Raw genomic sequence first — 26,643 nt, 5'->3', positions numbered from 1 at the left:
CGGCGCAGGGCTTCATCCAGCATGTCGACTCGGCATCGGGCGGACGGCGTACGCCCGATCGCATCGAGCAGAACGTCCATGGCGGGGCCGACAAGAGCTTGCTGGCGGCAGGTCAGCAGCCCGGACGGCCCACTGGCACCACCGCACTATGCAGCGGCAGCACCCGGAGCTCCAAGACGAATCGGGAGACAAAGGCAGATGAGACGACCAGTCGCGATGCGACTCTGTGCGGCACTGGCCACGATGGCCCTGGCGGCCGCGACCGGCGCGGTCCTGACGATGCCCGAGGCATCGGCGGCGACCGGTGGTGCCACCGGGTACGCCACCCAGAACGGCGGGACCACCGGTGGTGCGGGCGGGCAGACGGTGCGGGCCACCACGGGGACCGCGATCCATGCGGCCCTTTGCGGCCGGGCCAGCAGCAGTACCCCGATCGTCATCGAGGTCGAGGGGACCATCAACCACGCCAACACCGCCAAGGTGTCGGGCGACAGCTGCAACACAGCCGCCGGCGTCATCGAGCTCAAGCAGATCAGCAACGTCACGCTGGTCGGCGTCGGCAGTGGAGCGGTGTTCGACCAACTGGGCATCCACATACGTCAGTCCAGCAACATCATCATCCAGAACGTGACCGTCCGGAACGTCAAGAAGTCCGGCTCGCCCACGTCCAACGGCGGCGACGCCATCGGCATGGAGAGCGACGTCCGCAACGTGTGGGTCGATCACACCAGCCTGGAGGCATCGGGAGGGGAGTCGGAGGGGTTCGACGGCCTCTTCGACATGAAGGACAACACCCAGTACGTCACCCTGTCCTACAGCACCCTGCGCAACTCCGGACGCGGTGGGCTCATCGGTTCCAGTGAGACCGAGCTCTCCAACGGCTTCGTCACGTTCCACCACAACCTGTACGAGAACCTCGACTCCCGCACCCCCCTGCTGCGTGGCGGCATCGCCCACATCTACAACAACTACTACGTGAAGCTCAACGAGTCCGGCATCAACTCCCGGGCAGGGGCCCGCGCGAAGGTGGACAGCAACTACTTCAAGGACTCCAAGGACGTCCTGGGCACCTTCTACACCGATGCGGCAGGCTACTGGCAGGTCAGCGGCAACACGTTCGACAACGTGACATGGTCCGCCCCCGGCAGCGAGAACAACCCCGCGGGTCCCAACCCGCAGTCGAACACCACGGTCAGCATTCCCTACGCGTACAGCCTGGATGACGCCAGTTGCGTACCGGGCATCGTGGCCCAGACGGCAGGGGCCGGCAAGGGACTGAAGGTGTCGGACGGCAACTGCACGCCGCAGACGCCGACGGACCCGCCGACCGACCCGACGCCGGACCCGACCGATCCCACACCGGACCCGACGCAGCCCAGCGGGACCAACCTCAGCATCGGCGCCGGCTCCGACGGCTCCGGCAAGGCCGCCGGGACGAGCTTCGGCAACGTGCGGGACGGTGACATGAGCACCTACTGGTCACCGGCCGGGGCGACCGGGTCCCTCTCGATCAAGTGGGGCTCCGCCACCGCGGTGTCCAGGATCAACATCCGGGAAGCGGCCGGCGCCACGGGCGGCATCGGATCCTGGCGGGTCGTCAACGGCGACACCGGGGCCGTCCTGACCTCCGGCAGCGGGGCGGGAGTCATCACGTTCCCCCGGACCTCCCTGCGCAAGATCACGTTCGAGATCACCGGCTCGACCGGTACACCGAGGATCGCGGAGTACGAGACGTACGCCGGCTGATGGTGCTCCGTACGGATCATCCGGTGAGCCCGATGCTCCGTACGGAACGGCCCGGTACAGCCGGGCCCCGCGCGCACCGCGCAGGGGCCCGGCTTCCTGCGGCGATGCGATCACCCCGTGGCAACCAGCGGCTTCCGCCGGCCGGGCCGGCCGCCCCCGACCCGCGCAATCAGGGGGTGTCAGGCGCCCGGCGGGCGAGCCCGGACACCGCCCACTTCGCCCGCGAGGACAGCCCGCTGAGCGCCTTCGCCGACTCCTTGCGGATCGCGCCCAGCAGGAGCCTGGAGTGCGCCATCGTCGTCCGCGCGAGTTCCGCGTCACCCGTCTGTGCCGCGGCGAGCGTCAGTTCCAGATGCTGCTCCGTGATCAGCCGGCCGAGTCCCCGGCGGTGCCACTGGGACACGGCTTCCTCCGCCGCGGTGCCACCGGCGCCGACCGCGGCCCTGGCCCGCTCCAGCGCTCGCCCCGCTGCCGCGAGGTCGCCCTTGCGGCGCTCCAGACGGGCGAGGACGTACGCCTCCGAGGCCCGGTCCCATGCCGTGTCCTGAAGCGAGAGGAGGTTGAACTGGGCGCGGGCCGCCTGGGCGTGGTCGCCGATGCGCTCCAGTGCGCGGCTCAGTTCCCTGAGCCGGTCGGCGTCCGGGCCGGTGTCGTCCAGCATGCGGATGAGGGCCACCCGGGCGTGCTCGATCCGGCCCTGTCGGCGTGCCAGCTCAATCCAGGTGAACTCGCCGGCGGCGGCCACCTCGCGCCCGTACCGCTTCATCTCCTCGGCGCGGGCCCACTTCACGGCTCCTGCGCTGTCGGTGACCTGGCCGGACGTGGCCGACCGCAGCAGGGGCACGTCCGCGTCCCGCCCGTGCGACGCCACCAGCACCGCGGCCAGCAGGCGCTCCTCGAACCACTCGGTCCGCGTCGCGTCCTCCCGCTCCAGCAGGAAGCGCAGCAGCGGCAGGTCGTCACCCCGGCGGTCGTACTGTGCCGCCCGTAGCACCCCCGCCCGTAGCACCGGATCCGCAGCCGCCGCCTCCCGCGCGGCGGGGTCGCCGGAACGCAACCGATCCAGCGCCTCCCGTCCCGGGCCGAGCACGACATCGCGCAGCGGCCGCCGGAAGGGTTCGTCGAGCCGGTAGGCGCAGAGCTCGTGGGAGTTGAGCAGGACGTGGTCCGGATCGGTGCGGCCCGCAGCCGACTGCGACAGGGCGAGAAGCTCGGTCAGCGGCCGCTCCGGCAGACCAAGACCGGTGATCAACGCCGCTCGCTGCGCGTCCAGTTCGGGGGCGAACTCCTCCCGCGCCTCGTCGTCCGCGGCACGTACTTGCGCGAGCAGACCCTCCTCGTCCAGCTCGGCGGTGAGGTCCTCGCACCATTCGGGCAGCCGGACGAGCACCTCGAGCGCTTCCCCGACACTGTCGGCGAGCAGTACGGCGTCGCCCTCGGAGGAGGCGTGGAGCACGGCCGTCCCCCCGCAGAGGAAGTACGTGCCGCCGGTGTCGTCGCCCGCGATCGGCTCCAGCGAGGCACCGGAGGCCAGGTGCACCTCCTCGACGTGGTACGCCCGTCCCACATCGAAGTTGAACGGGAAGGCTGCCAGTCCCGCCAGGTCGGGGCGGGTGCGCAGGAGTCGCAGGACGCGGTCGGTCATACGGCCGAACCCTAACGAGGTGCCGGGCGAGCAACCGGCCCGGGTGGCGCCGGGATGACGTGCGGGTGCACCGGCCCCTGGGGTGCGGTGCGCCGGCCCGGGCGCGCCGGCGGGCCGCCGCTCAGGTGGGGGTGACGAGTGCGCGTTCCCAGTGCTGCGTATCGGCGTACTCGCGCATCGCGGCGATCCTTCCGTCCCGTACGACGAAGACGCCGATGTTCTTCTCCCGGTAGGGCCTGCCCGTCCGGCCGGTGGCCCACGAGTCCCATTCCACGAGCACCTGTTCGCCCTCGCCGAAGACGTTCGTGACCTTGATGCCGATCTCCTGGTCCGGGTCGAGATGGGCGAAGGCGGTAGCCAGGAAGCCGTCGATCACCTGGTCACGGCCACGCCAGGTGCCGGAGATCGGAAGGTCGCCGCCGTACCAGCAGGTGCCGTCCTCGCTCCAGCTCTCCCGTATCGTCTCCTGGTCGCCGGCGGCCAGGGCGTCGAAGTAGCGCAGTACGACGGTGCGGGGGTCGGTGGTGGTCATCGCTGCATCGTTCCTCTCGTGAAGCCGGATCTTCCCGACCCCTGAACCGTAGGAGCGGCACGCCCCGCAAGGGAAAGACCTGTTTTCGAGGAGCTCAGAGCGGATCGGCATAACCCCAGGCCGGCCTGCCCGCACCCACGGCCCGAGTACGGACGCCACCCGACCGCACGGCGTTGCCGCGCCCCCGGCAGGTCGCACCGCACGGTGGACACGCGCAGGCGCCGGCTACGGCTTGCGGCCCACAGCCACGTATCCCGCGCTGATGATGTCGTCCTGGCCGGGAACCGGTTCGCCGAGCTCGGGGTGCCAGGCCTCGGCGGCCACGATGCCCGGTTCGACGATGGCGAGTCCGTCGAAGAAGGCGGAGAACTGTTCGCGGTTGCGCGGCGCCAGCGTGAGCGTGTTGGCCTTGTACATCTCGTCCACCTGGCGGGCCTCCTCCGGATGGAAGTCGGCGGTCAGGTGCGAGATCACCAGATGGCTGCCCGGCGCCAGTACGTCGGTCAGCTTGCTCACCAGCGCGTAGGCGCCGTCCTCGTCGCTCACGAAATGCAGCAGGGAGATCAGCGAGAGTGCGACCGGCCGGCTGAAGTCCAGTGTCTTGCCTGCCTGTTCGAGGATGGCTTCGACGTCCCGCGCATCGGCCTGCACGTAGTCGATGACGCCCTCCGGGGTGCCCTTCAGCAGCGCTTCGGCGTGGGCCAGGACGATCGGGTCGTTGTCGCAGTAGACGACCCGGGTGGCGGGTGCGGCCCGCTGGGCCACCTGGTGGAGGTTGGGCTCCGTGGGTATGCCGGTCCCGATGTCGAGGAACTGCCGCACTCCCTGGCCTGTCAGCCAGCGGGTCGCGCGGTGCATGAAGGCCCGGTTCACCTTCGCCATCACCGGTACACCGGGTTCGACGGCAAGCATCTGCCGGCCCAGCGCCTCGTCCACCGGGTAGTTGTCCTTGCCGCCGAGGAACCAGTCGTACATCCGGGCGGGATGAGGCTTGCTGGTGTCGATGTGCAGCGAGGTGGCGTCGTTCTCCGGCCGGGACATGGCGAACTCCAGGGTGCGTGAGGCAGTGGATGATCAGCTCGCCCCAAGGATAGGGAAGTTGTGCGATCGGCGCGCAAGCACGGGAAGCACCGGAAGCACCGGAAGCACCGGAAGCACGGGAAGCACCGGGAGCACCTGGACCGGCCCGCACCGCCGCCCGGGCCTTTCGCCGCGTACTCACCCGAGCTGTCAGCCGCTGATCCCGGCGATCCTGGTGAATCCGTCCTGGGTGCCGGTGACGACCACCCGCACCTTTGCGGTCGTCACGGCGGAGTCGAACGGGATCCACCGCTCGGCAACGGAGTTGTGCGCCACGGTAGCCGCCGTCACCCACTGCGAACCGTCCCAGGCCTGCACGGTGAAGTCGGTCGGCACGCCGTCGGAGACCGAGGTGAGGCCGATGCCGTGCAGGGTGACCGGGGACGGTGTGGTGACGGTGAGCGTGTCGGGGTACTGCCCCTGCGTGTCGTCGTTCCAGAACGTCGCCGGATTCCCGTCGACGGCGTTGGCGGCCACGTAGGTGCGTGTCGCGCCGTCGACGACGTTGGACGCGTGCTCGCTCGACGCCGCCGCGGTGGTGCCGGCCGGGAGAGCGCCGGCCACGGGAACCGACACGGTCGTCTCTTCCCGTGTGCCGTCCGGGGCGCGCACGTTCACCGTCACGGGATAGGTCCCACTGGCCGCGTCGTCCGGAACGGTGATCCGCAGGGTGGTGCGGACGTCCGAGGTGGCGGGGGTGAGCGGGATCCGGGCCGGTGCCGCGGTTGCCGTCCAGCCGGCGGGCAGTGTCGCACCGACCGTCGCGGAGCCGCCGCCGGTCGAACGTTCCCGGAGCACGGCGCCGATGTCCCCGCTCTTGCCCGGGGCGATGGGCTCCACGCTGCGCGCGGTCAGCGCGAGGCGGGTGAACGGGGTGCGCGGCGGGAGCACGGTGAACGTGTAGTCACCGGAACCGGCCGTCAGCGTGAGCGCGTCGTCGGTGGCCTTTTTGACAATCAGCCCGTCGTCGGCCGGGGCGGGCCGGCCGGAGTCGTAGACCGTACGCCCGCTCTCGCGCACCACCGACCCCTTGCCCCCGAGCAGTGGCAGCTCGATGGTCGCGGTCGAGCCGACCGGCACCACGGCGTGGTACGTCAGGGTATTGCCGTCACGTCGCCAGGAGCTCTCCACCGTGCCGCGCACGGTCCGCTGCCGCCCCGAGGCCGAGGTCAGATCGCCGACCACGTCGGGCGCGAGGGTGAGGGTGCGGTAGCCGGAGCCGGTGCTGCCCGGCTGGATGCCGGCGAGCTCCTGGTAGAACCACTGGCCGATCGAGCCGGCGAGCCCGATGTGGTCCTTCGACGAAGTCCCGTCCGGCTGAGCGGAGTTGTTCCACTTCTCCCAGATGGTGCCCGGTCCCTGGTTCACCATGTAGCCGAAGCTCGGGTAGTCGGTGCGCGTCGCCACGGCGAGCGCCACGTCGTTGCGGTGGTACTTCCCCAGCGCCTCGAACACGTACTGCGTGCCGACGAACCCGGTGGTGACGTGGTCGTCGTGCGCGTGGATGTCCTGGACCAGCTTGGCGAGGGTGGCCTGCTCGCGGGCCGCCGGCACGAGGCCGAGCGCCAGGGGCATCGCGTACGACAGCTGCGTGCCGGTGCCGTACACACCCGTGTCCGCGTCGTAGTAGCGCTTGGTGAACCCCTCGGCGATCCGGTCGGCCAGGGCGCCGTAGCGCTGCTCGTCGGCGGAGTTGCCCATGACCGCCGCCATCTTGGCGAGCAGCCCGGCGTCGAGGAAATAGGACCCGGTCTGGAAGTACGCGTGGGGCGTGCTGACCGTGGCCTGCCAGTCGTCACCCCATGAGATGGGGGAGTCGACGATGACGTGGTCGGCGTCGCTGATGGTGCCGAGGTAGTCCACCCAGGCCTTCACCCGCGCGTAGTCGGTGGTGATGGGGGCGGTGCTGCCGTACCGGGTGTAGGTGTCCCAGATGATCTGCGGAAACGCCGAGCCCCAGGCGGGATCGGTCTTCCAGTCGTTCTGACCGCCGTTGGCCGGGGCCACGGACGGGACGCTGCCGTCCGCGTTCTGGCTGGTCACGACGTCGCCGAGCCACTTCGCGTAGAACGACTGCAGGTCGAAGTTGCTCATCGCCTCCTGATCGGTGTCACCGGCGTCACCGAGCCAGCCGTGCTTCTCCCGGGTCGGGCAGTCCAGCGGCATCGTCTGGAGGTTGTTGAGCTGGGTCCGGGTGAGCGCGCCCTGGATCTTGTTGAGTGTCGCGTCGGATGTGCTGAACCGTCCCGTCGTCGCGACGTCGCTGTGGACCACCTGCGCGGTGACGGTCACCCGGGCATCGTCCGGCAGTCCGGTCAGCTCGGCGTACCGGAAGCCGGCGTAGGAGAAGTGCGGCGCGTACGTCTCGGTCCCGGACCCGCTGAAGGTGTAGTGGTCCGTCTGCCGGGGCGGATCGGCGGCGGAGAAGCTGATGTTGGAGGTCGTCACGTGTCCGCTCGCGTCGAGGATCTCGCCCTTCTTGATGTGTACGGTCTTGCCGGCCGGCGCGGTGGCCCGGATCGTCACCCAGCCGCTGTAGTTCTGGCCGAAGTCGAGGACCCGCTGTCCTGCCGCGGGACGGGTCTCCTTGACGGGGGTGAGTGTCCTGACCACACGGGTCGGCGGTGTGGTGTCCGCCTCCAACCGGGAGATCGCGTCGTACGTGAGAGCGGGCTTTGCCCCGTAGACGCCGAGTTCGGCGAGACGGAACGTGCAGTTCTCGCCGGCGCAGGCCAGCTTGGTGGCGGTGACCCGGACGTATCTGCCGGTGGTGTCGGCCGTCAGCTCCACCGGTGCGGTGCCGCGACCGCCTTGATCTGTGCCGGTGCGGTCGGCGACGGTGGTGGTCGCGGCGTCCGGGAAGGCCGGGTCGTCGCTGACCTGGACCCGGTAGCGCACCGGGAATCCGGCGCCCACCAGGTCACCCGCCGGGTCGTTCGTCGGCCGGGCGGGGAAGAGCCTGATCTGTCGTATGTGCCGGTCCGAGCCGAGGTCGGTCTGCACCCACTTGATGGTGTCGGCGGTGGCGGCGGCCTTCGAGTGGTAGCCCTGCGAGGAGTCGGTGGAGCCGTCCGTGCCGTCGGTGAGCGCGGCGCGTGACCAGCCGGAGCTGTCCGTCGAGTCCAGCGCGGTGACCGGCCTGCCCTGAGCCAGGCTCGACGGGTGCGAGGCCGGTGCCACCGCGTGCGCGGCGCCCCACGAGTCCTCGTCGAAGCCGGCCGTGTCCCAGCCGGGCACCGCCTTTCGCGCGTCGTAGGTCTCGCCGTAGTAGAAGTCGTCCCCGGTCACCGGGCCCGCCGCCGTCGTCCAGGACGTGTCGGTGCCGAACTTCGCCACGGAGCCGTCGGTGTAGGTGACTTCGAGCTGAGCGACGAAGGTGGGCCGGCCGCTGAACGGCCCCTTGCCCGCCATGAACGCGAGCGCGTTGCGTCCCTTGTGCAGTTGCCCGGTGACGTCGAGCGAGCGGTAGAGCACGCGCGTGTCGTAGTCGGTGACGGACGAGTCCAGGACCTCGGCGGGCTCGACCCGCTCGCCGTTCAGGTGCGGTTCGACGATTCCCTGCGCGGCGAAGTACAGCCGAGCCCGGGCGACAGGCTTCTTGACATCGATGTCAGCACGGATGAGCGCGCCGTCGTCGACCTGCAGCCACCACGCCGACCAGTCCGAGGGCGTGAGCAGCCCGACGTCGAACGAGGCGGATGCCGACCAACGGGACGGCTCTCCCTGCCTGTTCCAGGTCCGGACCGACCAGGTGTAGGTGTGGTCGGCTTCGAGCGGGGGTCCCGCGTACGCGACGTCGGTGGAGTTGTCCGAGGCCACCCGGCCCGAGTCCCAGCCGGGGGTCCGCTCGCCGCCGTGTCCGGTCCGCGCGGGTTCGACGCGTATCTGGTAGCCGGTCTGCGCTTCGGCGCGCGCCGAGTCGTTCACGGTCCAGGAGAGTGTGGGCCTGGGCTCGCCGACGAGTACGCCCGTGGACCGGCTGTCGGTGCCGTCGATCCCGTCGGCACGCAGGTGTGTGGGCGCGAGTGCGCTGTGCTCGCGGCCCGGCGGCGGAACGGGCGCCGCGGCGGCGCCGGCGGGGGCGCCGAGCGTGCTCGCGACGACCGCGCAGAGCAGGGCGGTGTACGGCCTCCGGCGGCCTCTTCGGCGCCTGAACGGTGTCACAGGGCTGTCCCCTCGGCCTCGATAAAAACGTTTCAATCGACCGTGGCACTTTTTACCCCGCGCCGGGGTGAGGGGCAAGGGTCCGGGGCGCACTCTCCGCTGCCCTCGGGTGAAGCGGCCGGCCGCGGGAGCTCCGTGCGGGCCGGTGCGAGGGCTCCGCTCCGGCCGCCGAGGGGTGCGCCGTTCGGCCGTGGGGGAGGGGTCGGGGAGGCCGTCGGGAGGGGCCGGATGAAGCCGCCCTGCGGCCCGGGCCTGGGCCGACCGGATAGTTACCACAGCGTAACTTATTCACGGGTTACCTCCGGTAAGTGCCGCTGCTAGCTTGCGCTCACCTGCATTCGGAGCAGAGCGAGGAGTGAGCTGTGAGCCGCAAGAGCACCCGTTCGCGTTCCACCTTCAGTACGACGCACTCGGGGACTTCCCCCACCCGCCGGCAACGTCCCGGCGCTGTCCGAGTGCTCGCCGTCGCCGTGACGGCGGCGGCCTGTGTCGGCGGGTACGCCGTACCCGCCACCGCCGCCGACGGGGCGGAGCCCGTGGTCTCCCGGGGTGTGACCATCCCCGCCTTCTACACGCCGCCGGCCGAACTACCTGCCGCGAACGGTGCGTTGATCCGCCAGGAGGCGTTGCCCCTGGGGCTGAGCATCCCGGGTCTTGACGGCCGGGCCATGCCGGGCACGGCCACCCGGCTGATGTACAGGTCCACCGACTCGAACGGGCAGCCCGTCGCGGTGACCGGTGCCTACATCGAACCGTCGGCCGCCTGGAAGGGCGGTGGTCCGCGACCGTTGGTGGCGGTGGCCGCGGGCACGATGGGGCAGGGCGACCAGTGCGCGCCCTCGATGGCACTTCAGTACCCGCTGACCCTGAACGGCGAGACGGTCTCGGTCGGTTACGAGGCCCTGGCGATCTACCGCCTGCTCAGCGCCGGCACCGCGGTCGTCGTCACCGACTACGTCGGACTCGGCGCGACCGACCGGCTGCACACCTACGTCAACCGTGTCGACGAGGGGCACGCCCTGCTGGACGCGGCCCGCGCCGCGCACGCCGTGCCCGGCGCGTCCATCACCCCCGGCTCCCGCACCGGCCTGTACGGCTACAGCCAGGGCGGCGGGGCCAGTGCCGCGGCCGCCGAACTGCAGCCCTCCTACGCCCCGGACGTCCAGCTGGCCGGGACCTACGCCGGCGCTCCGCCCGCCGACCTGACCGCGGTCATGAAGGGCATCGACGGCAGCGCCCTCGCCGGTGCGCTGGCCTGGTCGATCAACGGATTCGCCCAGGCCGACCCCGACCTGAGGAACGTCGTCGAGGCCAACATCAACGGAGTCGGCAAGGCGGCGCTGAAGGACGCGTCGACCATGTGCGTCGGCGACGCGATCCTCGGCTACGGCTTCGCCAAGAGCACCAAGTGGACCAACGACGGCAAGTCCATCGGCGACATCATCGCGGCCGAGCCGCGTGCGCAGGCCGCGCTCGACAAGCAGCGCATCGGCAATCTCAAGCCCGCCGGTCCGGTGCGTCTGGCGACCGGCGTCCAGGACGACATCGTGCCCCACGGACAGGCCCGCCAACTGGCCGTGGACTGGTGCCGCAAGGGCGCCAACATCACCTACGACGCCATCGTCCTGCCCAACCTCGGCGACAAGCTCCTCACCAACCATGTGGTGCCGCTCATCACCGACCAGGGCGATGCCATCTCGTGGCTGACCGACCGGCTCTCGGGCCGGGCGGCCACCTCCAACTGCTGGACCATGCCCGTCCAGCCCTGACCGGCCCGGTACCTCCGCTCCCACCGGGCCGCGCCCGCCAGGTGGGAGCGGTGCTGTTCGGTGCCCGGCCGGCCCCGGCCGGCTCGAACCTCCGCTCCCACCGAGCTGCGCGCCAGGTGGGAGCGGTGCTGTTCGGTGCCCGAGTGCCACGCGGTCAACCGGTCCTGTCGCGGCCGGGTCACCGCGTGGCGGACCGGGGCCGCCGGCGTCGATGCGCTCTCACCGGGCGTCCCGCTCCGCCGCCTCGGCGACGCGTTTGATGTGCGCCAGCCGCCGGTCCCAGTCGGCGGCGAGCCCCGCCATCCACTGCGCCGTGGCGTTCAGTGCCGCCGGCCGTACCGAGTAGCGGACCTCGCGCCCGACCCGGCCCCCGGAGACCAGCCCGGCGGCATCCAGTACGGCGAGGTGTTTGACCACCGCCTGCCGTGAGACGGGCAGCCGTCCCGCGAGCGTCGTCGCGGTGGCCTCGCCGTGGGCGGCGAGCAGGTCGAGCAGCCGGCGACGGGTCGGGTCGGCGAGCGCGCCGAGGACGCTGTCGACGACCTCGGCGGCATCGGATTGGCCCTCCGTCATGCGGAGGGCTGTTCGGCGCGCTTCTTGAGGGCGTCGAGCTCCAGCGGCCAGCCTTCGCTGTGGTCCTTGAAGTTCTGGCTGCGCAGCTCCCCGGAACCTGCCAGCGCCGCGAATCCGCTCTCGACGACGCGCAGTCGGGTCCGGTCTCCCTCCTGGGTCAGCGTGAACTCCACCAGGGTGCTGTTGTCCTCGCGCAGCTCCTCCCCGGGAAACGCGCTGGTCCAGCGGTACGACAGGTAGGTCGGCGGCTGAACCTTCTCCACGCGTACCGGGAAGTCGCCGTGCTCGGTGTTCTTCGCCACCAGCGTCTCGCCTTCCTTGGCCACTGTGCCGGGCAGGCTCGCCTTGTCGGCCACCCAGAATCCGGGCTGGGCCACCAGCGACCAGACCCGGTCCAGCGGTGCCTCGATCAGGGTGTCGCGTTCGATCCGGTCCTCGCTCATGGGATGACTCCTTGAGTGGTCTCGTTGTGTGCAACTCAAGGGTTGCACATCGGTGGCTCGGGAGCAACCTCAGGGTTGCGCGTCGAGGGTGGGGGTGACCGGCGAGGTGCACCGCACCGGGGGCCGCCGCGGCGCAGAGGACACCCGTGGCCCACCGGCGCGCAGGCCCGGAAGGCCGCCGACAGGGTGGGCCGGGCAGCAGAGCTGACCGGCACGTCCGGCGCCCGACACCGGGCGCCGCGCACGCAAATCACTTCCCCGGGCGCCCGGTTGTCGCGATCATGGGACCGGAACCCGGACCGGACCGGTCCTGCCCCCTGTCCCTGTCCCGCAAGCTGTGAGGATCCGCGCCCCATGCATGTGCCTGCCGACCCGACGGTGGTCCATCCGATGCCCGGCCAGCCGCGAGTCGCGCAACTCAGACCGTTGGTGAAGTCACCCCTGATCGAGGTGGGGGAGTACTCCTACTACGACGACCCGGACGACGCCACCGCGTTCGAGACGCGCAACGTGCTCTACCACTACGGTCCGGAGAAGCTGGTCATCGGCAGGTTCTGCGCTCTGGGCACCGGGGTGCGGTTCCTCATGAACGGCGCCAACCACCGTATGGACGGCCCCTCGACCTTTCCCTTCCCGACCATGGGCGGATCGTGGGCCGACCACTTCGACCTGCTCACCGGCCTGCCCAACCGCGGGGACACCGTCGTCGGCAACGACGTCTGGTTCGGTCACAGCGCGACGGTGCTGCCCGGGGTGCGGATCGGCCACGGCGCGATCATCGGCAGCGGTTCCGTGGTCACCAAGGACGTGCCCGACTACGGCATCGTCGGCGGCAATCCGGCCCGTCTCCTGCGCACCCGCTACAGCGACCGGGACGTCGCCCGATTGCTCGCGCTGGCCTGGTGGGACTGGCCCGCGGAGCACCTCACCGAGCACGTACGGACGCTCATGTCGGGCAGCGTCGACGAGCTCGAAGCGGCGGCCCCGCAGGGCTGACCCCGTACGCACCACACGCAAGAACTCCGAAAGCGCAATGCGTGCGGGCGGGACAGTCCTTAGGGTCCCCGGCATGCGCTTTCTCCAGATCTACGGCTGACGCGGCCGGGGCAACGCCCCGACCGTGTCCGGCATGCCCGCGCGGGCCCACGCCCCGGCCCCGAGGCCGGGGCGTGGGCCCGCGCGGGCATGCCGTGTCCCTTTCGCCACCTGTGGGCACTGCCGGGCATCGACGCCTACCGGTCGTGGTTCACCCGGTGGCTCGCCGAATGCGGCGCCTCCACCACCGAGATGGACGCCTTCACCGGCCGTCCCGCGCACGGCCAGGTCGTACCTGCCCACGGCATCCCGGTTCGCCGCGGCGGTGGCGGGCGACGCGCCCTTGGGTGTGTACGTCATGTCGACCGCCTCCCGTACGTGGCGGCCGACAGCCGGCCACCCGGCCGAAGAGGCTGCGAACATCCTCGATTGAGCCTCAGCCTTGTTCAGGCCCGTCACCCGACTAGGTGAGCGGGGCCGAACGGGTGACGGGGCGAAGGCGCGGCGGGGAGACGCTGCGGGGCCGCGCGGTGTGTCCACCGTGCGGCCCCGGGTCTGCGGGTCGTGCCGTGCTGGGTGCGGGGTCAGCCCTTGCGGGTGGTGACCTCGTCGGTGAGCTGGGGCACGACGTTGAAGAGGTCACCGACGACGCCGTAGTCGACGAGGTCGAAGATCGGGGCCTCGGCGTCCTTGTTGATCGCGACGATCGTCTTGGACGTCTGCATACCCGCCCGGTGCTGGATCGCACCCGAGATACCCGAGGCGATGTACAGCTGCGGGGAGACGGACTTACCGGTCTGGCCGACCTGGTTGGTGTGCGGGTACCAGCCGGCGTCGACAGCGGCGCGCGAGGCGCCGACAGCAGCACCCAGCGAGTCGGCGAGCGCCTCGATGATGGCGAAGTTGTCCGCGCCGTTGACGCCACGGCCGCCGGAGACGACGATCGCGGCCTCGGTCAGGTCCGGACGGCCGGTCGACTCGCGCGGGGTGCGGGAGAGGACCTTGGTGCCGGTGGCCGTCGCGGAGAAGGCGACCGTGAGGGCCTCGACGGCACCCGCGGCAGGGGCGGCCTCGACGGCGGCCGAGTTCGGCTTGACCGTGATGACCGGAGTTCCCTTGGATACACGGGACTTGGTGGTGTACGAGGCGGCGAACGCCGACTGCGTGGCGACCGGGCCCGAGTCACCGGCCTCCAGGTCGACGGCGTCGGTGATGATGCCGGAACCGATCCGGAGCGCGAGGCGGGCCGCGATCTCCTTGGCCTCGGCCGAGGAGGGCAGCAGCACCGCGGCCGGGGACACCGCGTCGTAGGCGGCCTGCAGCGCGTCCACCTTCGGTACGACGAGGTAGTCGGCGAACTCCGGCGCGTCGGCGGTCAGGACCTTGACCGCACCGTGCTCGGCAAGCACGGCGGCGGTGTCGGCGGCGCCGTTGCCCAGCGCGAGCGCGACCGGCTCGCCGATACGGCGGGCGAGCGTCAGCAGCTCCAGGGTGGGCTTGCGGACGGCTCCGTCCACGTGGTCGACATAGACGAGAACTTCAGCCATGGGACTTCAATCTCCTGCGTGCGAAAGAGGCGGGTCGGCGATGTAGGGGCGGGCGGGGCTCAGATGAACTTCCGGCCCGCGAGCCTGGATCTAGATGAACTTCTGGCCCGCAAGGAACTCGGCCAGCTGCTTGCCGCCCTCGCCCTCGTCCTTGACGATCGTGCCCGCCGTGCGGGCGGGACGCTCGGCCGCGGAGTCCACCGCGCTCCAGGAGCCGCCCAGGCCGACCTCGTCCGCCTCGATCTCCAGGTCCCCCAGGTCCAAGGACTCCACCGGCTTCTTCTTCGCCGCCATGATGCCCTTGAACGACGGATAACGGGCCTCGCCCGACTGGTCGGTCACCGAGACCACGGCCGGCAAGGACGCCTCGAGCTGCTCGCTCGCGGTGTCGCCGTCACGACGGCCCTTGACCGTGCCGCCCTCGACCGACACCTCGGAGAGCAGCGTGACCTGCGGGACGCCCAGGCGCTCCGCGAGCAGCGCCGGGAGCACGCCCATGGTGCCGTCCGTCGACGCCATGCCGCAGATGACCAGGTCGTAACCGGTCTTCTCCACAGCCTTGGCCAGGACCAGGGACGTACCGATGACGTCAGTGCCGTGCAGGTCGTCGTCCTCGACGTGAACAGCCTTGTCCGCACCCATCGACAACGCCTTGCGCAACGCGTCCTTGGCATCCTCCGGACCCACCGTCAACACGGTGATCTCCGCCTCGTCCGCCCCGTCCGCGATCTGCAACGCCTGCTCGACCGCGTACTCATCCAGCTCCGACAGCAGACCGTCGACATCCTCACGATCCAGCGTCAGGTCATCGGCGAAATGCCGGTCACCGGTCGCGTCGGGCACGTACTTCACACAGACAACGATCCTCAAGCTCACGCCGGCTCTCCTCACTGATGCGGTTCGTGGATTCGACCATATGGCACTCAGTACCCTGAGTAAAGGTACCCGGTGCCGATATCGCGCTTCTGGTGCTACGTTTTCGCCATGACCGAGGACCGGGGATCAGCCAAGAAGCCGCCCATGCGTGACGTGATCGCCGAGGCCGCCTTCGGGCTCTTCACGGAGCGCGGATTCGAGCAGACCACCGTGGACGACATCGTCGCCAGGGCAGGCGTGGGACGGCGTTCGTTCTTCCGCTACTTCCCGTCGAAGGAGGACGCGGTCTTCCCCGACCACGAGCGGTGTCTGGCTGACATGACCGCGTTCCTGGAGGCCGCCCGGGACGGCGATCCGGTGGACACCGTCTGCGACGGGGCGCGGCTGGTGCTGCGGATGTACGCCGAGAATCCGGAGTTCTCCGTGCAGCGCTACCGGCTCACCCGTGAGGTCCCCGGCCTGCGCACCTATGAACTCTCCGTCGTACGGCGCTACGAGCGCACCCTTGCCGGCTATCTGGAGCGGCGTTGCGCGGGAACCCCGGACGCCGCGCTGCGCGCCGAGGTGATCGCCGCCTCGGTGGTCGCGGCGCACAACAACGGCCTGCGGTCCTGGCTGCGTTCGGGCGGTGAGGGGGACGCGGCGGCCGAGGTTGACCGGGCGCTCGAACTGGTCCGCGCGGTGTGGGGCCGGGCGGCGGAGCGGGCCGCCGTGCCCGCGGCGCAGGACGAAGTGATCGTGATGGTCGCGCCGAAGGGTGCCCCCATGTGGCGCGTGGTGCAGGGCATCGAATCGGCTCTGCGGGAGCAGTGAGCCGTCGGCCGACGACGCTTCCTCAGCTATCGGCACTCAGTACCTTTACTTACTGGCACTAAGTGCCATACGGTGCCGGTGTGCCGTCGCCGGAGGTGCGGCGCGCCGAGTCGAGCGCGGGAGGCCGAGACGTGTTCAGTACCGGAATCGACGTGGGGCCGACGGACCGCGGTGCGGCGGATCCGCACCCTGCGGACGGTCTGACCTACCAGGTGTGCCGCTGGTGCGGCACCAGTTCCTTCCGCAAGCTGCTGTGTCCGGTCTGCGCGTCGAGCGACCTGGAGTCGGAGCACAGCGACGGGCACGGCGTCGTCGTGCGGTCCCACGTCGTGAACCGATATTCGCGCGTGATGCGCAACGAGTCCCTGGTCCGCTTCCCCGAAGGCTTCGTGTACCGGTGCCGGATCGTCGGCGCGGCGCCGCACCTCGTGAACGTCGGCGACCGGGTCCGGCCCGTGGACGGCACGACGTCCGAGGCGGGCGAAGTGGTTCTCGAACTGTGCGACCCGCCCGCTCGGCCGGCTGGTACTGACGCCGTTCGACCGTCACCTGCCGCCCGGCGCTGCTGCCCCACGGCCACGTCGCCCGACGGTCGCGTCGCCCCACGTGGGCCCCGCCGAAAACGACCGCGCCGGCCGGCCGGGCGGGGTTCCCGCCCCCACGGCGAGGCGTGCCGTCGGCGGGTCACCCGATCTCGATGACGTGCTTGCCGCGCACGCCGCCCGCCTCCAGGTCCCGGTGGGCGGACGCGATGTCGGCCAGGGGGCGGACGGTGTCCACGACGTGGCGGATCTCGCCCTCCTCGGCGTGCCGGGCCAGCCGCGTAAGCAGTTCCGTGTGCGGGTTGCCGCTGAAGAAGCGCACCCGCCGCGAGCCGTGGACGGTCGAGACCAGGAGACGGAGAAGCGAAGGCAGGACGTTCTCCACGTCGAAGGCCACGGCCACCATCCTTCCCTTCGGGGCCAACAGCCGCCGGTAGGACGGGTGCTGGGTGCCCACGGTGTCCAGGGCGACGTCGAAGGTGCCGAGTTCGGCAGGGCCGGTCGTCCGGTAGTCGAAGACCTCGTCCGCCCCCAGTCCGCGGACGAAGTCGAGGTTCTTCGCGCCCGCCAGAGCGGTGACGTGGGCGCCGAGGACCTTGCCGACCTGGACCGCGACGCTGCCGACCCCGCCGCTGCCGCCGCGCACCAGGAGCCGTTCGCCGGGCCTGAGGCCGGACTTGGCGGTGAGGGCGGTGAGGCTCGTCGTGCCGCCCGCCAGCAGTGAGACGGCCTGCGCCGGCGTCAGATTCCGGGGAGCGGGCGAGATCTGCCGCGGCGCCACCGCGACGTACTCCGCCGCGCTCCCCAGCCGGCGCGGCAGTACACCCCAGACCTGCTCGCCCGCCCGCACCCCGGTCACCGACGGGCCCACCTCCGCGATCTCGCCGGCGAAGTCGATCCCGGTGCGCTGGGGGAAGCGGCGCCCTGTCACCAGTCGCACCTTCCCGGCCCGGCCGTACAGCTCGCCGCCGTTGACCCCGACCGCGCGGACGCGGACGAGCACCTCGTCGGGCTTGATGTCCGGCACGGGCACCTTGCCCACGTACAGGACCTCCGGCGGGCCGTACCGGTCGTAGAGGGCCGCGCGCATCTCGTTCATTTCCGTGTCCCGCTCCGTCGTGCGAACCGTGAGCGGAACAAGAATTCCGCCTGACTCGCACGCTAACAAGCTAAGTGGATGACACCATCCACTTACCGTAAAGTGAGAGACATGCCTGCTCAGCCCTCTCGGAACCGCCCCGCTCCGACCGGTGAAACGCCGACGGCCGGGCTGCGCGCCGACGCCCGGCACAACCGCGATCGCATCCTGGAAGCGGCCCGCGAGGCCTACGCCGCCCAGGGCATCGACGTGCCCGTCACCACGATCGCGCGCCGGGCGGGCGTCGGGGTCGCCACCCTCTACCGGCGCTTCCCCACCCGCGCCGCGCTCGTCACGGAGGCGTTCGCCGAACAGCTCGCCCGGTGCGTCGCCGCCCTCGACGAGGCGCTGGCGGACCCCGACCCCTGGCACGGGTTCCGCATCCTGCTCGAGAAGGTGTGCGCGATGCAGGCCACCGACCGGGGCTTCACCGCCGCGTTCCTCTCCCGGTTCCCCGACGCCGTCGACTTCGACGGTGAACGCACCCGCGCCGAGGAGGGCATCGCCCGGCTGGTCCGGCGCGCGCAGGACGCCGGACAGCTCCGTGCCGACTTCGACCCGAGCGACATCACCCTGCTCCTCCTGGCGAACAGCGGCGTCGCCGACGGCTCCGCGGAGGTCTCGGCCGCCGCGTCCCTGCGGCTGGTCGGCTACCTGCTCCAGTCCTTCCGGGCCGATCGCGCCGAACCCCTGCCGCCGCCCGCCTCGCTGGAGCTGCACCGCGTCCACCGGCTGCCTCCCGGCAGTTGAGCTGAGCGGACCGCCCCGTCACCCCAACTGCGCCCCGGCCGCGGCGAAGCAGAGCAGACTGAGCACCGCGACGGTATGCGGATTGCCGCCGTGCCCGATGGGGCATTCCGCACGGCCGTACTGCGGTTTTCCGCAGGGTGTGGCCCGGGGTGCCTGCTGCTTCCTCGCCGCCTCGGATGCACGCCTGCTCCGGCGCTGCCGCGAAGGCCACCCCGTGTGCCGGTGAGTCATCCGATGAACCTTGCTCACCACCTTCTCCCGGCGGGTTCCCGCCGCTACCATCAGGACGCGAATGGGAGCGCTCCCACATCCGTGCCCGCCCCATACCGCCACTGTCGGCGGTCTCGTTCGGAGAGGACGTTTCCGTGCGCTCAAGCGCCAGACCCCTTGCTGCCCTGTTAGCGGCACTCACTCTCACCGCCGGGCTGTTCGCTGTCGGCCCGCCGGCGTCGGCGCACTCCGACGATGCCGTCCCGGCCGGCAAGGCCTCCGATGTGTCCCTGGCCGCGGACACCTATGCCTGGAAGAACGTGCGCATCGACGGCGGCGGCTTCGTCCCCGGCATCGTCTTCAACCGGTCGGAGAAGAACCTGGCCTACGCGCGCACCGACATCGGCGGCGCCTACCGGTGGGACCAGTCCGGCAAGCAGTGGAAGCCGCTCCTCGACTGGGTGGACTGGGACCGCTGGGGCTGGTCCGGGGTGGTGAGCCTGGCCTCCGACACGGCCGAGCCGGACAACGTCTACGCGGCCGTGGGCACGTACACCAACAGCTGGGACCCGACCAACGGCGCGGTGCTGCGCTCCTCGGACCGCGGCGCCAGCTGGCGGGCGAGCACGCTCCCCTTCAAGCTCGGCGGCAACATGCCGGGGCGCGGCATGGGCGAGCGCCTCGCGGTCGACCCGAACAAGAACTCCGTGCTGTACCTGGGCGCGCCCAGCGGCAAGGGCCTGTGGCGGTCCACCGACTCGGGGGTGACCTGGTCGCAGGTGACGGCCTTCCCGAACCCGGGGAACTACTCCCAGGACCCGACCGACACCAGTGGCTACGGCAACGACAACCAGGGCATCACCTGGGTGACCTTCGACGAGCGCACCGGCAGTGCGGGCAGCGCCACCCAGGACATCTACGTCGGGGTCGCCGACAAGGAGAACACCGTCTACCGCTCCACCGACGGCGGTGCCACCTGGTCGCGGATCGCCGGTCAGCCGACCGGATACCTGGCCCACAAGGGGGTGCTCGACGCGTCGGGCGGCTATCTGTATCTGACGCTCAGTGACACCGGCGGTCCGTACGACGGCGGCAAGGGCCGGATCTGGCGCTACACCACCGCGACCGGTGCGTGGAAGGACGTCAGTCCGGTCGCCGAGGCCGATACCTACTACGGATTCAGCGGACTGTCCGTGGACCGGCAGCAGCCCGGCACGCTGATGGCCACCGCGTACAGCTCCTGGTGGCCGGACACCCAGATCTTCCGCTCCACGGACAGCGGGGCGACCTGGACCCAGGCCTGGGACTACAGCAGTTACCCGAACCGCACCAACCGCTTCACCCAGGACGTCTCGTCCGTGCCCTGGCTGACCTGGGGAGCCAGTCCATCGCCGCCCGAGACCACGCCCAAGCTGGGCTGGATGACGGAGGCGCTGGAGATCGATCCGTTCGACTCGGGCCGGATGATGTATGGGACCGGCGCGACGATCTACGGCACCGAGAACCTCAAGAACTGGGACTCCGGCAGCCAGTTCAGGATCACCCCGATGGTGAAGGGCCTTGAGGAGACGGCCGTCAACGACCTGGCGAGCCCGCCGTCCGGTGCACCGCTGCTCAGCGCGCTCGGTGACATCGGAGGCTTCCGGCACACCGATCTGGACGCGGTCCCGGACATGATGTTCACCTCGCCGAACCTCACCTCGACGACGAGCCTGGACTTCGCGGAGGCGAGCCCCGGCACGGTCGTACGGGTCGGCAGCGCGGACGCCGCCCCGCACATCGGCTTCTCCACGGACAACGGGGCCAACTGGTTCCAGGGCACCGAGCCCTCCGGGGTGACCGGCGGCGGCACGGTCGCGGCGGCGGCCGACGGCAGCGGCTTCGTGTGGAGCCCGGAGGGCGCGGGCGTGCAGCACACCACCGGGTACGGGAGTTCGTGGTCGGCGGCCACCGGGATACCCGCCGGAGCGGCGGTCGAGTCCGACCGGAAGAACCCGAAGAAGTTCTACGGATACCTCGCCGGCACCTTCTACCTCTCCACGGACGGTGGCGCCAGCTTCACCGCCAAGGCGTCGAGCGGTCTGCCCACGGAGGGCAACGTCCGCTTCAAGGCGGTGCCCGGCACCGAGGGCGACGTCTGGCTCGCCGGAGGCAGCGCGACCGGGGCCTACGGCCTGTGGCACTCCACCGACTCGGGGGCCACGTTCACCAAGCTGCCCGGGGTGGAACAGGCGGACTCGGTCGGCTTCGGCAAGGCGGCCGCCGGTGCCTCGTACCGGACGCTCTTCGTCACCGCGAAGATCGGCGGGGTGCGCGGCATCTTCCGGTCCACGGACGCGGGCGCCGGCTGGACCCGGATCAACGACGACGCGCACCAGTGGGGTTGGATCGGCGCCTCCATCACCGGCGACCCGCGGGTCTACGGGCGGGTGTACGTCTCGACGAACGGGCGCGGAATCATGTACGGGGATTCCTCGGACGGCGACAGCGGCGGCACGGACCCGGGCACCGACCCCGGGACCGATCCGGGGGACCCGCCGGCGGGTGCGGCCTGTTCGGTGACGTACAAGGTCACCAACCAGTGGGCAGGCGGCTTCCAGGCCGATGTGACCCTCACCAACACCGGGAGCACGGCCCTGGACGGCTGGCGGCTCGGCTGGACCTTCCCGGACGGCCAGAAGGTCACCCAGATGTGGAACGCGACCTCCGGACAGGACGGTGCGAAGGCGACGGCCGCCAACGTCTCCTGGAACGGCAGGGTGGCGCCCGGTGCCTCGGCGGGCTTCGGCTTCACCGCAAGCCTGTCGGGCGGCAACGGCAGACCGGCCGGGTTCGCCCTGGGTGAGGAGGCCTGCTCCGTGGGCTGACCGGCTCGCACGGGGGCGGGTCGGGCCGGACCGGCGGCCGCCCCGCCCCGTGCCGCGTTGTCGCGCAGCAGTCGTCAGGAGCGGGTGAACAGCGGCTCACTGGCCCCGTACAGGTTCGTCGGCCATACTGCCCGCCGTGGAGCAGCGCATAGATCCGAACACTCAGCCCGAGTACGCCGCAGGGACAGACCCGGCGTACATCCCTGGTCTCACGGCCCCTCTGGCCGCCCCGAAGGCGGACGAGGAGCCGGAGCGGACCGAGGGGCCCGCACCCGAGGACGCCGCACCCGACGATGCCGCCACGGAGGCCGTGTCCGAGGATGCCGAGCCCGACGGCGAGGCCGTCGCCGAGGCGACGGACGACGAGGAGGACGAGAACGACGAGAGCGAGGAAGGTCCCGCGTTCGCGGTGAGTGACCGCCGCGGTTCGATCACCGCGGACCGCGCGGGCATCCGGTTCACCCTGGACGACCAGGAGGCCGACTTCCGCTGGGACGAGATCGCCGCGGTCGAACTGAAGCCGGCCCGGTTCGGCCGCCGGTTCACCATCACCGTCCACATGTCGACCAGGCGTTGGTTCAACGCCGAGGTCGAGGCGGCGGCCAGGAGCAGCCTCAAGGAGTGGACGGAAGGCTTCGACGCGGTCCTGGACGCCTACTTCGAGGAGTCCTGACCGGCTGACGCGGCGGTCCCCGCGCCGAGCAGTGCGTTGAGGACGTGCGGCCACGCGGCCGCTCCGAGCGCCGCGTCGGCCGCGGGCGAACCTCCGTACAGGAAGGTGCCGGACGCGGGCGCGGGGCTCTCGCCGGGCAGCCGCGGGCGGTGCCCGGCGTCCGCGCGGGTGACCAGCCGCACCGGGAGACCGGCCGCCCGGCGCCGGGCGGCCAGCTCCTCGGCGTACGGCAGGGACGGCCACATCCGGTCGTCGCCGCCTGCGACCAGTACGAGTTCGGCGGCGGACCGCTCCACCTGGACGGCAGCGGCCGGGACAAGGCCGGCGAAGGTCCTCAGGCTCTGTTCGTACCAGCCGAGGACCGAGACGGGGGCGCCCACCGGCTCGGACGGCGTCCAGGAGCCGTCGTAGGGGACGAACGGCAGCGGCTGCCCCTCCCAGGTCCAGGAGGACCGGTGAGGCAGCGTCAGCCCGTCCCGGCCGGGGCCGACGTTCGCCCAGGTCAGGGAGGTGGGGGAGAGCGCCACCACGGCGTCGATGCCGGGCTGCACGACGGACAGGTGCAGCGCGGCCTCGGCGCCCTTGGAGGAGCCGAGGACACCGAGGCGCCGGGCCCCGTCGCCGCGGAGCCGTTCGAGCGCGGACACGAAGGTCTCCAGCGGGACTTCACAGATGCCCGGTGGCTGGTCCGGCCCGCCGAACCAGCGGATCGACAGGGCGCTCATGCCCTCCCGGGCCAGCAGCCGGCACCGCTCGTCCTCGATCCGCCCGCTGGACCCGGCGAGCACGAGCACGCCGACCGGGCTGCCATGCGCCGGCGCGGCGAGGAAGCCCGTCCAGGCGTCCGCGCCGGCGCACGGCCCGGCGTGCAGCCGGCGCTCGACGGTGTCCGTCACGGGCTCAGGCGTCGGCCAGGACCACGGAGCGGGTCAGGTGGCGGGGGCTGTCCGGGTCCAGGCCGCGGGCAGCGGCGCGGGCGATGGCCAGGCGCTGCACGCGGACCAGCTCGGCCAGCGGGTCCAGGGCGCTCTCCACCCAGCGGGCGCCGGTCGCCAGGACCTGCTCCCGCAGCCCCTCGGGCGCTGCGCCGAACATCCAGGTCGCGGTGCCTTCGGTGGCGATGCTGATGGGGCCGTGGCGGTACTCCATCGCCGCGTAGGCCTCCGTCCAGGACAGCGAGGCCTCCTTCATCTTCAGCGCGGCCTCGTTGGCGAGACCGGCCGTCCAGCCGCGGCCGAGGAAGGTGAACTGGGTGCAGTCCAGGAGCCCTTGGGGGAGCGGCTCGGCCAGCGCGGCCTCCGCGTCCCGGACTACGTCGTCGGTGTGCAGGCCGAGGTGGGCGCGGAGCAGCGTCAGCAGGGTGGTGGCGAACCGGGTCTGCACGACGGACTGTTCGTCGGCGAAGTCGAGGACCACGACCGCGTCGGCGGACGTCATCACCGGTGTCCGGGGGTCGGCGGTGATGGCCACCGTCGGGGTGACGCCGCGCAGGCGCTCCAGGAGTTCGAGCACCTCGGTCGTGGTGCCGGAGCGGGTGAGGGCGACGACCCGGTCGTAGCGGCGGGTGACGGGGAACTCCGAGGCGGCGAAGGCGTCGGACTCGCCCTGCCCGGACCCCTCACGGAGCGCGGCGTATGCCTGAGCCATGTAGAACGAGGTGCCGCAGCCGACCACGGCGATCCGCTCGCCGGTCGCGGGCAGTGCGGCCGCCTGGCTCTGTGCCAGATCAGCGGCACGGCGCCAGCAGTCCGGCTGACTGGCGGTCTCGATCTCGACAAATGACACTTTTGCACTCCGTACTGGTGATGGGATGCTCGTTAACGCACGCTATACAGGATGTACGAGCATTATCAAGCATTCTCCTTGCAGGAGGCTTGACTCGCCCGAGCCTTGTGCGACGCTTGCGCGAGTCCGGTGACCGCGCCCAAGGGGATGGGTGCCCGCAGCCCGGACCTGTAAGGAGAGTTCACTTGTCCAGGGATGCCCGGTGGAACGCACTGCTGGAGCTGGTCGGTAAGCACGGCCGGGTGGACGTCGAGGACGCTGCCAAAACACTGGACGTCTCGGCCGCCACCATCCGTCGCGATCTGGACCAGCTCGCCGAGCAGCAACTGCTCACCCGCACGCGGGGCGGCGCGGTCGCGCACGGTGTCAGCTACGAGCTGGCGCTGCGCTACAAGACGGGACGCAACGCTCCGGAGAAGCAGGCCATCGGCCGCGCGGTCGCCGAACTGGTCGCGGTCGGCGAAGTGGTGGGGCTGACCGGCGGTACCACCATCACGGAGGTCGCCCGCTCGCTCGCCGTGCGCTCGGACCTGGTGGGCGAGGGCGCGTCCGGGGCGGCCGGCCAGCCGACCCTGACCGTGGTCACCAACGCGCTCAACATCGCCAACGAGCTGGTGATCCGGCCGCAGATCAAGATCGTGGTGACCGGCGGCGTCGCGAGGCCGCAGTCGTACGAGCTGACGGGCCCGCTGGCCAGTGGCGTGCTGGGGGAGATAACGCTGGACGTCGCGGTGCTGGGCGTCAACGCCATCGACACCGAACGCGGCGCGTACGTCCACCACGAGGGCGAAGCCAGCATCAACCGGCTGCTCGCCCAGCAGGCCCAGCGGGTGGTGGTGGCGGCCGACTCCTCGAAGATCGGCAAGCGGGCCTTCGCCCGGGTCTGCGACCTCGGGCTGGTCGACTTCCTGGTCACCGACAAGGGGATCACGTCCGAGGCGACCGCCCGCTTCACCGAGGCCGGCGTCACGGTCATCGCCGTCTGAGCCGCCCGGTCCGCCCGGGCGCACCGTCCGAACGGCGGGTCGTCACACCCCAGGTGTGACGGCCCGCCGTTGTGCGTGCGCCGTCCGTCGTTCCGGCGTGCCGGAATGTGTGCGGCTACGTGCAAGATCGAGCACGAACAGGCAGTCAGGAGCCGGTTCTGACGGGGCGCCGGTGGCTGCGGTGGTCCCTTCACGGTCACGTTGTGTCTCTTTTGTGCATATTTTCAAACCCTTGAGGCGTTCCTCGATGCTGATCGCGGCGGCTTTCTACTGCCAATAGATGTTCGTTACCTCTGTGAAATGAACAACTCTTGCCATCGCGGTGCACGTCGTGAACTATGTGCCTGTCGCCGCGAAGGAGCAGTGGCCGCGCTCCGCTCGGGGCGCGCGCCGACCTCCACGTATGCGGGACGCTCTCCCGCTCCATCAGCCCTGGAGGTGCCTGTGACGATGGCAGATGCGCCGGTCACAGCAGTGCGGCCGTCCGTGCCGCAGCCCCGCGACCCGGACGACGCGGACCGGCCCGCCGGGAAGAAGCGCAGGAAGAACCGAATACGGCAGCCGCTCCGATACCGTCTCAAACGAGACAAGGCGCTCCTGCTCCTCTGTCTTCCGGGTGTGCTGTACTTCGCGCTCTTCTTCTACTTGCCGCTCGCGGGCAACGTCATCGCCTTCCAGGACTACCAGCCGTTCCTGGGCTTCAAGGAGAGTCCGTTCGTCGGCCTCGCGAACTTCACCGCGCTGCTCGCCGAACCGGAGTTCTGGAGCGCCGTCTCCAACACGCTCCAGATCACCGCGATCCAGCTGCTGCTGTACTTCCCCGCACCGATCGCCCTGGCCCTGCTCCTCAACTCGCTCATCAGCGAGAAGATCAAGCGGTTCATCCAGACCGTCGTCTACCTCCCGCACTTCCTGTCCTGGGTCGTCGTCGTCGCGATGTTCAAGCAGGTGCTCGGCGGGGCGGGTTCGGTCACCACGCTGCTGATGGAGCACGGGGTCAGCATCGGCAACGTGATGACGGACCCCGGGACCTTCAAGCTGCTGATCACCGCCCAGGCCATCTGGAAGGACTGCGGCTGGGGCACGATCATCTTCCTCGCGTCGATCGCCTCGATCGACATGGGCCTGTACGAGTCCGCCGCGATGGACGGTGCCGGCTGGCTCCGCAGGATCTGGCACATCACCCTGCCGGGCATCCGGCCGGTGATCCTGATGCTGCTGATCCTGCGGCTCGGCGACATCCTCTCGGTCGGCTTCGAGCAGATCATCCTGCAGCGGGACGCCGTCGGCCCGGACGCCTCCGAAGTCATGGACACCTACGTCTACTTCCACGGCGTCGTCGACGGCGACTGGGGCATGAGCACCGCCGCCGGTCTGATGAAGGGCGTCATCGGATTCGCCCTCATCCTCGCCGCCAACAAGCTGGCCCACCGCTTCGGCGAGCAGGGAGTCTACCGATGAGTCAGCAG

General features: G+C 70.8%; 21 protein-coding genes. 10 read left to right on the top strand and 11 right to left on the bottom strand.

All coding sequences use genetic code 11. The features are described from left to right. Positions 1–198 precede the first annotated feature (198 nt). Entirely contained in the window at positions 199–1,746 is a 1,548-nt protein-coding gene (locus LNW71_RS05085) for a pectate lyase (RefSeq protein ID WP_250967139.1), read from the top strand. A gap of 169 nt (positions 1,747–1,915) precedes the next feature. Here LNW71_RS05085 and LNW71_RS05080 read toward each other — a convergent pair whose 3' ends face one another. The 4 genes from LNW71_RS05080 to LNW71_RS05065 all read right to left on the bottom strand — a co-directional run bounded on the left by LNW71_RS05080 (position 1,916) and on the right by LNW71_RS05065 (position 9,167). Continuing rightward, positions 1,916–3,391 (bottom strand): hypothetical protein, encoded by a 1,476-nt coding sequence (locus tag LNW71_RS05080; protein ID WP_250967138.1) that lies wholly within the window; start codon positions 3,389–3,391, stop codon positions 1,916–1,918. Positions 3,392–3,512: 121 nt separating this feature from the next. Continuing rightward, positions 3,513–3,923, bottom strand: coding sequence for a nuclear transport factor 2 family protein (locus LNW71_RS05075; RefSeq protein WP_250967137.1), 411 nt, complete (start codon positions 3,921–3,923; stop codon positions 3,513–3,515). A gap of 225 nt (positions 3,924–4,148) precedes the next feature. Further along, complete coding sequence (locus LNW71_RS05070; RefSeq protein ID WP_250967136.1) at positions 4,149–4,964, bottom strand: SAM-dependent methyltransferase; 816 nt, start codon at positions 4,962–4,964, stop codon at positions 4,149–4,151. A gap of 189 nt (positions 4,965–5,153) precedes the next feature. Beyond that, positions 5,154–9,167 carry a family 78 glycoside hydrolase catalytic domain gene (locus tag LNW71_RS05065; RefSeq protein WP_250967135.1) on the bottom strand — a complete coding sequence of 1,338 codons (4,014 nt, stop codon included), beginning with the start codon at positions 9,165–9,167 and terminating at the stop codon, positions 5,154–5,156. A 362-nt stretch (positions 9,168–9,529) separates the two neighbouring features. Between LNW71_RS05065 and LNW71_RS05060 the strand changes: the two genes are divergently transcribed. After that, positions 9,530–10,936: a lipase family protein gene (locus tag LNW71_RS05060; protein ID WP_250967134.1), complete on the top strand. Its 1,407-nt coding sequence runs from the start codon at positions 9,530–9,532 to the stop codon at positions 10,934–10,936. A gap of 219 nt (positions 10,937–11,155) precedes the next feature. Here the strand turns inward: LNW71_RS05060 and LNW71_RS05055 are convergent, their stop codons facing one another. Then, positions 11,156–11,509, bottom strand: a complete 354-nt coding sequence (locus LNW71_RS05055; RefSeq protein ID WP_250967133.1) for a metalloregulator ArsR/SmtB family transcription factor — start codon at positions 11,507–11,509, stop codon at positions 11,156–11,158. Then, a complete protein-coding gene (locus LNW71_RS05050; protein WP_250967132.1) occupies positions 11,506–11,952 on the bottom strand; it encodes an SRPBCC domain-containing protein in 447 nt (148 codons plus the stop codon). Before LNW71_RS05050 ends, LNW71_RS05055 begins: the two co-directional genes overlap by 4 nt. 354 nt (positions 11,953–12,306) lie before the next feature. On the opposite strand from LNW71_RS05050, the gene LNW71_RS05045 reads away from it, so the two are divergent. Beyond that, positions 12,307–12,948 (top strand): CatB-related O-acetyltransferase, encoded by a 642-nt coding sequence (locus LNW71_RS05045; RefSeq protein WP_250967131.1) that lies wholly within the window; start codon positions 12,307–12,309, stop codon positions 12,946–12,948. A 623-nt stretch (positions 12,949–13,571) separates the two neighbouring features. On the opposite strand, the gene LNW71_RS05040 is transcribed toward LNW71_RS05045, so the two are convergent. Both LNW71_RS05040 and LNW71_RS05035 read right to left on the bottom strand, forming a co-directional pair. Then, on the bottom strand, positions 13,572–14,534 hold the full coding sequence (locus LNW71_RS05040) for an electron transfer flavoprotein subunit alpha/FixB family protein (protein ID WP_250967130.1): 963 nt from the start codon (positions 14,532–14,534) through the stop codon (positions 13,572–13,574). A 90-nt stretch (positions 14,535–14,624) separates the two neighbouring features. Continuing rightward, positions 14,625–15,410 (bottom strand): electron transfer flavoprotein subunit beta/FixA family protein, encoded by a 786-nt coding sequence (locus LNW71_RS05035; RefSeq protein WP_250967129.1) that lies wholly within the window; start codon positions 15,408–15,410, stop codon positions 14,625–14,627. Between the two features lie 108 nt (positions 15,411–15,518). On the opposite strand from LNW71_RS05035, the gene LNW71_RS05030 reads away from it, so the two are divergent. After that, entirely contained in the window at positions 15,519–16,223 is a 705-nt protein-coding gene (locus LNW71_RS05030; RefSeq protein ID WP_250967128.1) for a TetR family transcriptional regulator, read from the top strand. Positions 16,224–16,285: 62 nt separating this feature from the next. After that, positions 16,286–16,924 (top strand): Zn-ribbon domain-containing OB-fold protein, encoded by a 639-nt coding sequence (locus LNW71_RS36830; protein ID WP_374119346.1) that lies wholly within the window; start codon positions 16,286–16,288, stop codon positions 16,922–16,924. Here the strand turns inward: LNW71_RS36830 and LNW71_RS05020 are convergent. Further along, positions 16,908–17,864 carry an NAD(P)-dependent alcohol dehydrogenase gene (locus LNW71_RS05020; RefSeq protein ID WP_250967127.1) on the bottom strand — a complete coding sequence of 319 codons (957 nt, stop codon included), beginning with the start codon at positions 17,862–17,864 and terminating at the stop codon, positions 16,908–16,910. The two genes, LNW71_RS36830 and LNW71_RS05020, sit on opposite strands and share 17 nt — an antisense overlap. 111 nt (positions 17,865–17,975) lie before the next feature. Here LNW71_RS05020 and LNW71_RS05015 point away from each other — a divergent pair, with 111 nt between their 5' ends. The 3 genes from LNW71_RS05015 (at position 17,976) to LNW71_RS05005 (ending at position 22,403) form a co-directional block, all read left to right on the top strand. Next, positions 17,976–18,653, top strand: a complete 678-nt coding sequence (locus LNW71_RS05015; protein WP_250967126.1) for a TetR/AcrR family transcriptional regulator — start codon at positions 17,976–17,978, stop codon at positions 18,651–18,653. 365 nt (positions 18,654–19,018) lie between these two features. Next, the gene (locus tag LNW71_RS05010) at positions 19,019–21,730 is read left to right on the top strand and encodes a cellulose binding domain-containing protein (RefSeq protein ID WP_308294456.1); all 2,712 of its coding nucleotides are present in this window, start codon (positions 19,019–19,021) and stop codon (positions 21,728–21,730) included. Positions 21,731–21,866: 136 nt separating this feature from the next. Next, positions 21,867–22,403: a hypothetical protein gene (locus LNW71_RS05005; RefSeq protein WP_250967125.1), complete on the top strand. Its 537-nt coding sequence runs from the start codon at positions 21,867–21,869 to the stop codon at positions 22,401–22,403. On the opposite strand, the gene LNW71_RS05000 is transcribed toward LNW71_RS05005, so the two are convergent. Together LNW71_RS05000 and LNW71_RS04995 are read right to left on the bottom strand one after the other, a co-directional pair. Next, the gene (locus tag LNW71_RS05000) at positions 22,385–23,299 is read right to left on the bottom strand and encodes an acyl-CoA thioester hydrolase/BAAT C-terminal domain-containing protein (protein WP_250967124.1); all 915 of its coding nucleotides are present in this window, start codon (positions 23,297–23,299) and stop codon (positions 22,385–22,387) included. The two genes, LNW71_RS05005 and LNW71_RS05000, sit on opposite strands and share 19 nt — an antisense overlap. Before the next feature lie 4 nt (positions 23,300–23,303). Next, positions 23,304–24,188, bottom strand: a complete 885-nt coding sequence (locus tag LNW71_RS04995) for an SIS domain-containing protein (RefSeq protein WP_250967123.1) — start codon at positions 24,186–24,188, stop codon at positions 23,304–23,306. A 185-nt stretch (positions 24,189–24,373) separates the two neighbouring features. On the opposite strand from LNW71_RS04995, the gene LNW71_RS04990 reads away from it, so the two are divergent. Beyond that, positions 24,374–25,174, top strand: coding sequence for a DeoR/GlpR family DNA-binding transcription regulator (locus LNW71_RS04990; protein ID WP_250967122.1), 801 nt, complete (start codon positions 24,374–24,376; stop codon positions 25,172–25,174). Between the two features lie 450 nt (positions 25,175–25,624). Then, positions 25,625–26,635: an ABC transporter permease subunit gene (locus LNW71_RS04985; RefSeq protein ID WP_285802045.1), complete on the top strand. Its 1,011-nt coding sequence runs from the start codon at positions 25,625–25,627 to the stop codon at positions 26,633–26,635. Positions 26,636–26,643 lie beyond the last annotated feature (8 nt).

Origin of the sequence: Streptomyces sp. RKAG290 (assembly GCF_023701695.1) — a bacterium.
Classification (GTDB): domain Bacteria; phylum Actinomycetota; class Actinomycetes; order Streptomycetales; family Streptomycetaceae; genus Streptomyces.
Note: the sequence above shows the minus strand (reverse complement) of the source record. Positions and strands in the feature narration are given on the sequence as shown.